General features: G+C 33.6%; 14 protein-coding genes. 1 reads left to right on the forward strand and 13 read right to left on the reverse strand.

The genetic code is table 11. From position 1 onward, the window contains the following. Positions 1–141: 141 nt before the first annotated feature. From PT287_RS09745 to PT287_RS09780, 8 genes are all read right to left on the reverse strand, one after another. Positions 142–1,086, reverse strand: coding sequence for a Fic family protein (locus tag PT287_RS09745; RefSeq protein WP_277134591.1), 945 nt, complete (start codon positions 1,084–1,086; stop codon positions 142–144). A gap of 10 nt (positions 1,087–1,096) precedes the next feature. Further along, a complete protein-coding gene (locus tag PT287_RS09750; RefSeq protein WP_277134593.1) occupies positions 1,097–1,951 on the reverse strand; it encodes a Fic family protein in 855 nt (284 codons plus the stop codon). A gap of 16 nt (positions 1,952–1,967) precedes the next feature. Then, positions 1,968–2,657 (reverse strand): zeta toxin family protein, encoded by a 690-nt coding sequence (locus tag PT287_RS09755; RefSeq protein WP_277134594.1) that lies wholly within the window; start codon positions 2,655–2,657, stop codon positions 1,968–1,970. Further along, a complete protein-coding gene (locus PT287_RS09760; RefSeq protein ID WP_277134596.1) occupies positions 2,654–2,836 on the reverse strand; it encodes a hypothetical protein in 183 nt (60 codons plus the stop codon). Before PT287_RS09760 ends, PT287_RS09755 begins: the two co-directional genes overlap by 4 nt. Before the next feature lie 12 nt (positions 2,837–2,848). Beyond that, entirely contained in the window at positions 2,849–3,541 is a 693-nt protein-coding gene (locus PT287_RS09765; protein ID WP_277134598.1) for a Fic family protein, read from the reverse strand. Beyond that, positions 3,534–3,956, reverse strand: coding sequence for an XRE family transcriptional regulator (locus tag PT287_RS09770; protein ID WP_277134600.1), 423 nt, complete (start codon positions 3,954–3,956; stop codon positions 3,534–3,536). Before PT287_RS09770 ends, PT287_RS09765 begins: the two co-directional genes overlap by 8 nt. An 83-nt stretch (positions 3,957–4,039) precedes the next feature. Further along, on the reverse strand, positions 4,040–6,505 hold the full coding sequence (locus tag PT287_RS09775) for a toprim domain-containing protein (RefSeq protein WP_277134602.1): 2,466 nt from the start codon (positions 6,503–6,505) through the stop codon (positions 4,040–4,042). A gap of 163 nt (positions 6,506–6,668) precedes the next feature. Next, positions 6,669–7,325 carry a CPBP family intramembrane glutamic endopeptidase gene (locus tag PT287_RS09780; RefSeq protein WP_277134603.1) on the reverse strand — a complete coding sequence of 219 codons (657 nt, stop codon included), beginning with the start codon at positions 7,323–7,325 and terminating at the stop codon, positions 6,669–6,671. Positions 7,326–7,392: 67 nt separating this feature from the next. Between PT287_RS09780 and PT287_RS09785 the strand changes: the two genes are divergently transcribed. Then, positions 7,393–7,719 (forward strand): toxin-antitoxin system, encoded by a 327-nt coding sequence (locus tag PT287_RS09785; protein WP_277134604.1) that lies wholly within the window; start codon positions 7,393–7,395, stop codon positions 7,717–7,719. Between the two features lie 166 nt (positions 7,720–7,885). Here the strand turns inward: PT287_RS09785 and PT287_RS09790 are convergent, their stop codons facing one another. Genes PT287_RS09790 through PT287_RS09810 form a run of 5 tightly spaced genes read right to left on the reverse strand, consistent with a single transcriptional unit; the run spans position 7,886 to position 10,658 of the window. Then, positions 7,886–8,233, reverse strand: a complete 348-nt coding sequence (locus PT287_RS09790) for a type II toxin-antitoxin system PemK/MazF family toxin (protein WP_277134606.1) — start codon at positions 8,231–8,233, stop codon at positions 7,886–7,888. Between the two features lie 10 nt (positions 8,234–8,243). Beyond that, a complete protein-coding gene (locus PT287_RS09795; RefSeq protein WP_277134608.1) occupies positions 8,244–8,507 on the reverse strand; it encodes a type II toxin-antitoxin system PrlF family antitoxin in 264 nt (87 codons plus the stop codon). Between the two features lie 58 nt (positions 8,508–8,565). Beyond that, positions 8,566–10,155 carry a MobP2 family relaxase gene (mobP2, locus tag PT287_RS09800; RefSeq protein ID WP_277134610.1) on the reverse strand — a complete coding sequence of 530 codons (1,590 nt, stop codon included), beginning with the start codon at positions 10,153–10,155 and terminating at the stop codon, positions 8,566–8,568. A 1-nt stretch (position 10,156) separates the two neighbouring features. After that, positions 10,157–10,294, reverse strand: a complete 138-nt coding sequence (locus PT287_RS09805) for a hypothetical protein (RefSeq protein ID WP_277134612.1) — start codon at positions 10,292–10,294, stop codon at positions 10,157–10,159. Further along, a complete protein-coding gene (locus tag PT287_RS09810) occupies positions 10,287–10,658 on the reverse strand; it encodes a hypothetical protein (protein WP_277134614.1) in 372 nt (123 codons plus the stop codon). The genes PT287_RS09805 and PT287_RS09810 overlap by 8 nt, the downstream gene beginning before the upstream one ends. Between the last annotated feature and the right edge of the window lie 192 nt (positions 10,659–10,850).

Below are 10,850 nucleotides of genomic sequence, written 5' to 3' on the forward strand. Positions count from 1 at the left end.
AATGATGGTGATTTTAGTAGTTAAATCACCATCATTAATTTTATCTATTTGCTGCTTGTCAAAGGTTCCATTATCAATGTAATAGTCAAAAATACTAGAAACGTGGGGATTAGAAAATATGAAATTGTGCAATTTGTTCTCCTATTCTAATTCGGGGCCATTTTGCTCAAGCCCTTTTTGCCGCTGCTTTTGTGTTTCAAATTGTGCTGCTAATTCGGCTTGCGAAAGTTTTTCTTTGCTTTCCTTTTCTAAACTTTTCCAATCTATTCCGCTGCGGTTAAATGATTCTTTTGCTTCTTGGGTATATTTTTCATTTAACTGCAGGGTCTTAATTCTGCTGTCTAATTCTTCTTCAACATAATTAGCGATTAATTCTCTAAATGGTTGTGGATCATTTTCCGGTGCCTCTGCTGTGGCTAAGGCTGTCATATAGTTATCTCTGGCTTTTTTTGAAGGATTAACATTAATTACCGGATACCCATTTTCAGTTAATACCAAATTCATTAACAATCTTGCTGTTCGACCATTGCCATCTCTAAATGGGTGAATTGTTACAAACTTCTGGTGTAAATCAGTTGCATATTGGACAGGGTGAAGCTTAGTTCTCGCTTGATCACTCCAATTTTGTAATTTTTCCATTTCATCTGGAATATCGAACGGTGAAGCATAAGGACGTTTATCGGTACCATAAGGATAAACGTCGATGGTACGATAGTTTCCTGCTTCTGATTTTGGTTCAATTGTTTCTAAGGTAGATATACGATTAAGATTTCTAATATCGTCTAATCTTATTGGCTGCTTTTTGGTAGCCAAATCTTTCATATAAGTGTACGCCTGACTTAAATTGATAATTTCTAGCGTTTCTTTAATGGTTTTACCGTGAATTGTAGCACCGATACCACTATCAATGATAGCAGCAGTTTCATTTTTAGATAAAGTGTTACCCTCAATTGCAGCTGATGACCACACATGTTCAATCCGAATATTTTTTTCTAGCCGCTTAATTTCTAACGGCGAAAGTGGCCGATATGTATCCATTGTTTCTTTCAACTTTGTAATTTGTTTAAGTTGATCTTGGTAATTCATAAATACACCTCTATTCTAATTCGGGGCCATCTTGTTCAAGTCCCTTTTGCTGCTGCTTTTGTGCTTCAAATTGTGCCGCTAATTCGGCCTGAGTATTCTCTTTGCGGCTGTCTTTGAGTAGTTGCTTAAATTCAGCGTTGTTTACTTGCTGTTCTTGGTGAGAAATTTTAGTTGCTTTATTTTGAGAACGAGCAAGTATATTAGGTTCAATACCTGAAATCCCAGTTTGATAAGTCCAATCTTTTAATTCGGTCATATCATTTGAAAAGTAGTAATCAGCTATTTTTTGGTTCCAAGTAGGCCATTGATCTAAAGGTATATTGATTAAGCCAGCACCATTTTCAATCATAATTTTATTGGCGGCAATAGTGGCCGTTCGTTTGTTGCCATCATAAAACATTTGTTGCCGCATATTGTGGTACATTACGGTCATTGACTTATCCGTAGCAGAACGGTCACTATTTAAAACAGAGTTTAAAAAGCTCTTTTCTTCCTGTTCGTTGATCATTGGTGGCGTAAATTCACCACGATAGGTTTCTACACCACCTGAACCGTTGCGTAAATAACCTGGAAAAGCAGCGGTATCACGTGCGACAATTTTATTTATTTCTTTTTCAAAATCTAAACTAAATGGTTGATCATAATTGATAGCTAGTTGCCAGCCACGCTTTAATTGCACGATAACGTTAATATCATCAACTGATACACCATTAACGCCCATACCATCAATAATAGTTTGTGTTTGTGGCAGTGTGGTAGTTAAACCTTCGAACCGTGAATTAGTAAAAACGAGTTTAGTTAAATTCGTTTTAGCAAAACGACGATTTTCTTCGGGCGTAAGTTGAAATTTGTCTTTGTATTCCATTTTTAATTAGCTCCTATTATAATTCAAGTCCGTCCTGTTCAAGCCCTTTTTGTTGCTGTTTTTGGGCTTCATACTGTGCAGCAAGTTCGGCTTGAGAAAGGGTAACTTTTCTTTCAGCTAATTTCGATATGTCCTCTTTAATACTTTCTTGTGCCCAAGATATTTCTTTGTTATGAATTAAAACCTGATCATTATTTCTAGTATAGATTGTTGTAAATTCATTAGTATTGTCAGAAATTTCAACAGTATCAAAGAATGGTGCAAGTACTGTTAAGTTTTTAATTGATTTAGGATAACGCCGATCAATTGTTTCATCAGGTATTCCATGTCCACCTTTTGCTACTCTAGCTTTTACTCTTTTCTTGGCCAGTTCAGGACTATCTAAGCCTACGTACAGCAAATGAGTTGTAAAACCTTGTTTTTTAGCTTCGTTTATTATATTAATGTATGATTTTTTAGAAGAAGCAAATGTTGTTTCCATATTAAAACTTTGCTTGTTAGTAATGAACGAGTGAATACGACTAACTTCAATTCGCATAGCCTTAAAATTACTTTTTTGATCGTGCCAATCCCAATGATTATCACGAGCTATTTCATCAGCATTAGCTCTTTTACTAGCTTGGATTTTAGGATTAATAGCTGAACTATAAAGTGTTGATTTACCGGCTCCATTAATTCCGGCGAATATATATAAATCTAAACTCATCTGATAAATTCCTTGGCATTAATTATATCTTTTTGCCGTAATTGTAATGCACGATCATAAATCGCAAACCAGAAATTACGATCATTTTGATTGTCTGCTTGGTTGATACGGTCTTTAATTTCATCATAACTTAGTTTTTTGATTTGATTTTCTAATGCAGCTGTTTCTGTAAAATTCATTTTTATTTCCTTCTACTCTAATTCAAGTCCGCCTTGTTCGAGCCCTTGTTGCTGTTGTTGTGCTTCATACTGTGCAGCAAGTTCGGCTTGCGATAAAGTTTCAGCTTGTCTTTCTTTATGTTGCTTAACTAAAGTTTTAAAGGCTACTTCCCTAGTTGGAGAGTTTTGAACCTTGAGTAAGCGTGAAATATGCTTAACGTCAGCTTCGTTTTGAGCTTGGATCATTTCATCGTTTTGTCGTGGGTAATCTAAAACTTGTTCATGATTAGCAGCGTATGCTTGTAGAAAAGTCTTTGTACTACGACCATTACCCTCTCTAAAAGGGTGCATGAAGTTGATCTCATCAAGTAATTTGGCATAATCTTCGGCTTGCAAAGGTTCTTTATTGGGCTGCTGCTTCATCAGCGAATTGATATTTTGCTCGGCAAATTCAAATCTTGAATGATCAAAAAATTCAAAGCCATTTTTTTGGAAGTTACCGGGACGATATTCTCCTGCCCAATCATACAAAGAATTAAACATGAATTTATGAATTTTAGCTAAGTAGCTAATGTCTTTGATTTTAGGTTGCTTTTGTAAAATTAGTAAAGCTCTTTCGTTGGATTCACGGTATTCTACTTCTTCTAATAATTTTTGATCGTGAATGTGGTATTTATTTTTAAGTACACCGTTACTGTATAATGTATCTTCTATCCAGTCACTCATTACTATCTCCAAAGATTTTTTCGTATTCTTTTTCTAATTCGGGATCAGGATTGTAAGCTTTGTTTACTAGGTATTGAATATCCTCAGGTTGAGGGTTCCAGCCTTCTAAATGACTAGCTTCTACAACTGATCTGATCTGGTAATAGGTTGCTTTGTCAGGAATGTAAACACCCTGAATTTTTTGTTCATCGTCATTAATTTTTAATTGATAAGTTTTAGGCTGTAATTTGACTAATAAATGACTAGGTAATTCATCTAATCCCAATGCAAAAGCATTTAAAATTCGGATAGTCCAGGCTTCAATTGGTTTTTTGGCAGCATTAGCAAGAGTGGTTACAGGAACACTACTTTTTCTAGCCACTTCGTTTAGTGAAATATTTTTATTTTCTAAAAGCTTATAAATAACTGTAGTCATACGGTTACCTCCATAAATAATCACTTTTTACGTTATTTATATTATACCATATTTAAAACAAAATATAACATTTTTGGTATAAATTAGCCAAGTTCAAGACCACGTTGTTGCACTTGTTGCTGTTGAGCAAATTGTGCTGCCAGCATATTTTGATTAACAGTTTGTTGTGTAGTAGTAGATTGCCTTACTTTACGTTGAGGCGTTTGCTTCATAGACATAGAAGTAGTTAGGCTTTTATCTCTACCATCTATAGAGCTAATCATTTTGTCAGCTGCTTTAGTGACATTATTTAAAATTGCAGCTTGCGACTTTTTGTCTAGCGTGTTTAGCTTCTTGCCGTGATCTGTCCAACTTGCGATGTAGTCTACTGTGTAATCATGATTATTAATACCATAGCTTTTAGCAACTAAGTAGGAGGTTAACTGCGCTTGTAGTTCCTTAATTGGGCGTGAAGTCTGTGATTTTTCATCGTGAAGTTGAGCATGGCCAAGTTCGTGCATTAAGGTAGTAACTTTTTCAGTTGGCGTATCAGAAGGATTTAAATAAATTGTTTTTTGTTTTGGTAAAGTTACGCCCTTGGATATACCAAAGTTCCGACTATACTCTGCATCAGGTAAATTTCTAATAACTTTAAAGCCAATATTATTGGCGAATTTATCTAAATTGTCATTAAGTTTTTGTTGATCAGTTGCTTTACTAATATCAAAATCTAGGTGTCGGTTAGGGTACATTTCAGGGTATTTCTCTTTTGGCATAGTAGTTTGAGTAACATCAAAAACGTTACCATGTACAAAGCCTAAGGAAGTATGAGTTGAAATGCTGCCGGCCTTAATTTTAGCCTTTTCTTCTTTAGTAGCGTATTTAAGTGGTATTTCTTTACCATTCCGGCTAAATTTCTTGAGTTGAACGGGTACTAAAATTTTTATACCTTTTTCACCACGTTTAACTGAATAACCCATTTCTTGATACTTTTTATAACTGGCTACGGCTAGTGCACCTTTACGTTGATGTGCAATTAGTAGTCGATTACGAATGGAATAATCATGAAAATTACTTAAAAAATCAGCTAGTTGTAATGTTTTTTCTGGATCAACAAGATAAGATTGTACGTCCTGCATTAAATCTGTAATTGAAGTTTTGGTGACATCAGAAGAAACAGGGGAAGTTTTTTCTAACTTGTGCTTATTTTCTAAATTAATTTGTTTTTCGTTGACCATATCTTTTAACTGCTGGGTACTTTCTGGTGTTACTAAAATTTTTTGATAATGTTGGGGTAATTGGTTAAATGTTTGATGTCGTTTAATATCTTCAATGGAAAATTCAAGTGTTGCAGAGGATTTAGCTCCGGCTAACAATCTTTTGACTGTATTATTACTAACTGGACCAGGTGCACGATCACTAAAATCAAATGATTTTGCGTGGGTCATATATCTACCATCTTCATTTATCAAGTAAAACTTTTTTTCTTTGCTAGCTTCATCGGTTACTCGCCCGGTTTCATCTTCATACGGTACTTTAGTAGTTGCACTAGTGTTTTTGGCTACTACTTTTTCTTGCTGTTTTTCTTTTAAATCGGTAATACCTTTAAGTTCATCATTCCAGTCTTTACCCCATTTTTTATTCGGCTGTGCTGAAAGCAACTTGACGTTATCTCCTTGATTATTGGTAAAACGGTATTGCTGCATTGTTTTAATAAAATTGTCGCCAGCTTCATCATTATCAACACCAAAGGCAATAGACTTAATTCCAGAGTTTTCTTTTGCTAGTTGTGAATCTGTTAAGGTCATATAGGTAGACGCTACTCGTTCTTTTAAGCCATTCATGGAAACAAACCGGGTATTTTTAAGCTTGTCTGGAGCAAGTTGATAAAAGGACATAGCGTCAATTGGGCTTTCAAAAAAGCGTAAATTTTCAGGTTTACCAATATCAAAAAACCACGCAGCGTTGTGCGTGGAATTTTTATCTATTTCTTTAAATGTGCCCCGTTTTGGATACTTGTCAAAGTCAATGTGTGTTCCTTGCTTGGTAGCACCAATAATTTCACTGGTTAATGGATTAATTTCGTTAAAAATAGCATTATCCAATTTATCTTGATCTAGGTAACCGTGATCATGCAGCCAATCAACGAATTGCGGAGCAATTTTTCTTTCATTACTCAAATAGTTTTTCGCCTGGTTAATATTATCAACAATATTTTCTTGAGGGTAAACGTAGGGAACAATAGGCTCTGCTGTTTGTTCTGATTCATTAAATTCAATCAGATCATTTTCAGAAACGATTTTATGCAATTTAGCATACAGCTCTTTTTTGCTTAGTTGATCGTCAGCAAGATAGTACTTTTTCAAGAACATCAACCCACCTGTACCGCCAACTTGACGAGAGTTCCAATAAAATGAGTTTTTACTTGGTGTGATAACCAAGCTGTCATGTTCCTTACCACGGTATGTACGTCCATCTTGTGTAAGTTCAATTCCTAACTGATTACACAAATCTACAATATTTGTGTGATATAGCTGATTTAACCAACCATTAAATTCTTTTTTTGCCATTTTTAAACCTTTCTAAAAACAAAAAGGCACCTAGCTTTATAAAACTAGGTGCCTACATCTAATAATAAAAATATTCGATTTTTCTTTAAAATCACCTCCTAAGTAGTGAAATTAAAAAAGGTGCTATTTAGTACCTTTCTCTTTAATTGCTATAAAATTTGTATTATATAAGACCTATTAAGTTGTTGGCCATGTGAACCAAAATAGGCCATTTTAAATCTCTAGTTTTTAAGTAAACGAATGCAAGCATACTGCCCATTAACCAATATCCAATGATAAACGGAGAGAACTCTGGATCATGAAAAATAGCAAACACCAGGCCATTGGTGATTATACCTAGAATCATGTTTTGCTTTGTATTTTTAGTAAAGCAAAGATTAAAAAAGATTCCACGAAAGATAGTTTCTTCAATGATAGGTGCAACTAAGCCGATAAAAACTTTAAATTGCATACCTTCTTGGTTAATTAATTGATTGAGTGCTGTTTGATTTTGAGAGGTTGCTCCACTACCCAGTATGTAGCCAATAAGTACTTGAACTAATAGAATTATTGCAAAAGCCAGTATAGCCCAACTAGCTTTTCTAACTGTAGTTTTATCACATTTAGAGAATTTAATTGTAAAATGCCAAGAATTTTGCTGTCTTAAACCTTGGTGGTATATCAATAGTATTAAGACAACAATTATTAAAGTGATGATGTATCCAATAATTACACTTTTACGTTTATTAGGAACAACAAACATACTTTCCAGTAAAAAGTAGAGAAATAAAGCAATAAATCCTGTAAACCAGGCTGTAATTTTAGGTAGAATTTTTTTCATTAAATTTCCTTTCTGTTTTAAAGTAATTAATTTTACAAAATGAGATAATATTATTGAGGTGACCAAGATGAAAACGGTAAAAACTAGAAAACAAGGTAATGCGGTAATGCTTTCAATTCCTAAGAGTTTTGGTGTTAAAGAGGGAGTAACTACCATTCCCCGATTAACTAACAACGGCATATTTTTTGAATTTGTTGATGAAGATGAATTTTTTGACTTTGACGCTGATATTCTAAAAAATCTACTTGAACAAAATTATGCGGGTAAAGAATTGTATAATAGATTTTCAGAAATAAAAAAAGCCATTCCCCAAGCATTTAATAAATTAGCCAAAGAAGGTGCTAAAGAACCTGCTATGACTAAAGAGGAGCTTGAAAAAGAAATTGGCTTATAGAATAAAGTTAAGTGCTAGAACTGTTAAAGTGCTTAAAAAAATCAAAGATAGACAATTAAAGCAAAAAATTGTTGATAAAATATTGCTAGTTGGAACTCATGAAAACTTTTATCAGAAATTGAAGAAATTAATTTAGGGAGCGGTAGCTCTCTTTTTATTTTAATAATTAATAAAATTGTGCAAGCACATTACTAATTTGCTGCATTTTTAAAGCTGGTAACTTTCCTTTTACCTTACTAGTAGTACGTTTAGTCGGATCAACCGTTCTTGCCTGTTGCAAAAGTGCTGTACCGTGAATCTTTTCTTGATCAATTGGAACAAAAAACGGTGATTTCTTATATTTTTCCTCGGTAAAATATTTTTTGGCCATACTGATGGGTACGGTCATAACAGTATTAAAAATACGGTTGTAATCATCATTGCTGACGACTAAACATGGTCGTCTTTTTTTAGTTTCAGTTCCCTTGGCCGGCTCTAAATCCAGCCAAATAATATCTCCTTGATGTAGTTTCATTTTTAAATTTTTAATCCTCACTTTCTAATTCGGATCCCCAGTCGATTTTTGTCGTGTCAATGCTGCCATATTTGGCTTGCTGTTCATCAATTACTTGCCAAAAACTTCTTTTAGCAGCTGTAATAGTAATTTTGCCATCAGAACTAATATTCCACTCGATATTGTCGTTAGCTTTCACGGCTAAAATTTCTCTAATTGCTTGAGGAAGCGTGACCTGATTTTTACTAGTTATTTTTGATATTACTTTTTGATCAAAAACAGATAATTGTTGCATAGTAACTCCTTTCTATTAAGGCGGTAAGGCAATTGTAAGGCGAAAATTTTCACTATTTTTAACGTTGCTGTATTTCAAGATCGATGGCATGTTGTACTTGCTCATAGGTGGTCAGTGCTTGTTGCTTTTCAAACGAAGCAAAATTTTTTTGATTCGTATTCTGCAGTTGCTTATAAACTTTAGCGCTCTTATTCTTGCTAAAAGTTGGTTGAACGGTCTTTTTAAGCGCAAAATCAAGTTCTTTTTTTCGCTTCTGCTGCTTAACCTTTTTAGTAAATTCTTGTTGTCTTTGCTTACGAAGCTCACTGTAATTTTGTCTAGCGTGATTGCTTTGCTCTGTTACTGCTTTTAATTTTTTTAGTAATGAATTACCAGCTCGGTATTTTAAATCTTCCCATTTTTTGGCTGCAGTATTTTTCTGATTATCTTTGGATTGTCCATACATTTCTATGTAGTAAGTTTGATATTTTGAAAAAAGATTATTCCATTTCTGATAAGAAGGATTATCTTTCATGGTTAAATCTACTAAATTATTTAGTTGCTTACGTTGGTTAGAATTTAAATCGGCCCAGCGCCATTTAGCTGTATTCTCGGGTAATGTTTTAACAAATTTATTTAGTTCTTTTTGGAAAGTAGGCTCTTTTTGTAGTGATTGATCAAATGCAGCAGCCATACTTTTGGTAATTTTGTTTCTTTGTAAATTCATTTCTTTTAGCATTGAAGAAGTATCAAACATCGTTCCAGTGAAGTTGCTTTTCATGTGATGAATGGTAGTTGCTTTGCGCCACCCTGTTGGAGCGGTATGCTCAACTCCGTGTTTGTCTATAAAACGCTTTTTAGGACGTGAATTAATACCTTCAACTAAAGCAAAATGGATATGGATATTGTCAGTATTACGATGAATTGAAGCTGTCCAAAATGGTAAAGTTAAATTTTCTTCCTTAACTAAATTTGACATCATTGCAGCACTTGCTTTACGAATGCCAGCTTCATCTAAGTAACCAGTTGTTGGATCAAAGACACCCATTTCTCTTAAATAGTTGTTGTCAAAACTAATTACGTCTTGCCATAAAACAGAATTGTTTGCTTGAGCTAAACGCATTTTTTTACGAATAGTTCCTAGGTCTTTTAAACGAATAGTATCCTGATCTGATGAAAAATATCCTTGCAATATTTTGTTCTTACCGTCAACTTTTGGAGCGTCATATTTAGCAGCTCCTTTGGTTACGCGAGCAAGTTCAGCTTCTTCTTTTTGTGATAGTCCCTCAACTTCTTTCTTATTTGCTAAAGCTTGTTTCCGCATCATATAGCCAATATATTTACCATAGTCTCGACTATTTAATTCAAAAAAATTCGGCTTATTTAATTCTGTTTTATTACTTTTTTCTAAATTAGAACTACCTTTTAATTTTGTTGTGTAGCTGCTAATTTTTTGCAGCAATGGTTCATTTTCAGTTCCAAGTTCTGCTTTACGCTGCAATAATTTAGTTTCTTCTTCTGGGGTCAAATACGCCAAATTTTCGATTGCTTTTTTTCGCCCCATATAATCAACAGCATAATTTCCATAATCAGTTTTAGTTTGACTTCTAGCAACAGAATATGTAAATTTGCTAGTCAAAATAATATGAGGAACTTTTGTTTTACTCATGTTATTCCTGATTTCTGGCTTCAAAAAAATCAACCAAGGTGTGAATTGTTTCTCCCATATTGTTGTAATTTAATTTATGATATGTGAGTTGTTCAATTCTTTCCCAATCAGATTCATCTACAAAAAGTGTTTTAGTCATGTTTGCTATTTTTCCTTTCTTGAGCATTTTTAATATCCTTATCAACCAGTTTCATTGCAGTAGTTTTTATTTCCGGAGTTACACCGTGACGAACAAATTGCAAATCATTAATGTAAAACAATTCACCCACCATGTGATTACCCATCGAAACATCTTTACTAATGCTACTCAACTGAATGCGAAGTTGTTGCAAAAGTTCTAATGCTTTACTTTCTTCTTGATTAGCTTTTAACTTTTGAATTATTAAATGGATTACGTCAGTAAAACTATTTACTGACGGAGTTTTCTTTATTAAATTTTGTAAAAACTTCCAATCATCTTTATTAATTAAAATATGTTTCTGTAATAAATTTGGATCATTCATTTTACTAATTCTTTCTATTTTATTTTTGCCTTAGTCCAGGTAAGTTGTCGATAAAATTTAGTGCTTCTGTAGTTTCGCCATCAGCAAGACAATAAATTACACGCTTTAAAAGTTCAATTTTTATTTCATCATTTCGATTTAATGCTTCAAGTGCTAAATCGAATTTAGTGCGTTCGTAGTTTTCTAATTCGT

The sequence above is a fragment of the Lactobacillus sp. ESL0679 genome, from assembly GCF_029433515.1.
Taxonomy (GTDB): Bacteria; Bacillota; Bacilli; order Lactobacillales; family Lactobacillaceae; genus Lactobacillus.

What these genes read in the sequence shown, in the direction of transcription:
- PT287_RS09775 (WP_277134602.1), bottom strand. Translation starts at nt 6,505, where the DNA reads ATGGCAAAAAAAGAATTTAATGGTTGGTTAAATCAGCTATATCACACA.
- PT287_RS09785 (WP_277134604.1), top strand. Translation starts at nt 7,393, where the DNA reads ATGAAAACGGTAAAAACTAGAAAACAAGGTAATGCGGTAATGCTTTCA.
- PT287_RS09795 (WP_277134608.1), bottom strand. Translation starts at nt 8,507, where the DNA reads ATGCAACAATTATCTGTTTTTGATCAAAAAGTAATATCAAAAATAACT.
- PT287_RS09760 (WP_277134596.1), bottom strand. Translation starts at nt 2,836, where the DNA reads ATGAATTTTACAGAAACAGCTGCATTAGAAAATCAAATCAAAAAACTA.
- PT287_RS09810 (WP_277134614.1), bottom strand. Translation starts at nt 10,658, where the DNA reads ATGAATGATCCAAATTTATTACAGAAACATATTTTAATTAATAAAGAT.
- PT287_RS09750 (WP_277134593.1), bottom strand. Translation starts at nt 1,951, where the DNA reads ATGGAATACAAAGACAAATTTCAACTTACGCCCGAAGAAAATCGTCGT.
- PT287_RS09790 (WP_277134606.1), bottom strand. Translation starts at nt 8,233, where the DNA reads ATGAAACTACATCAAGGAGATATTATTTGGCTGGATTTAGAGCCGGCC.
- mobP2 (WP_277134610.1), bottom strand. Translation starts at nt 10,155, where the DNA reads ATGAGTAAAACAAAAGTTCCTCATATTATTTTGACTAGCAAATTTACA.
- PT287_RS09780 (WP_277134603.1), bottom strand. Translation starts at nt 7,325, where the DNA reads ATGAAAAAAATTCTACCTAAAATTACAGCCTGGTTTACAGGATTTATT.
- PT287_RS09770 (WP_277134600.1), bottom strand. Translation starts at nt 3,956, where the DNA reads ATGACTACAGTTATTTATAAGCTTTTAGAAAATAAAAATATTTCACTA.
- PT287_RS09755 (WP_277134594.1), bottom strand. Translation starts at nt 2,657, where the DNA reads ATGAGTTTAGATTTATATATATTCGCCGGAATTAATGGAGCCGGTAAA.
- PT287_RS09745 (WP_277134591.1), bottom strand. Translation starts at nt 1,086, where the DNA reads ATGAATTACCAAGATCAACTTAAACAAATTACAAAGTTGAAAGAAACA.
- PT287_RS09765 (WP_277134598.1), bottom strand. Translation starts at nt 3,541, where the DNA reads ATGAGTGACTGGATAGAAGATACATTATACAGTAACGGTGTACTTAAA.
- PT287_RS09805 (WP_277134612.1), bottom strand. Translation starts at nt 10,294, where the DNA reads ATGACTAAAACACTTTTTGTAGATGAATCTGATTGGGAAAGAATTGAA.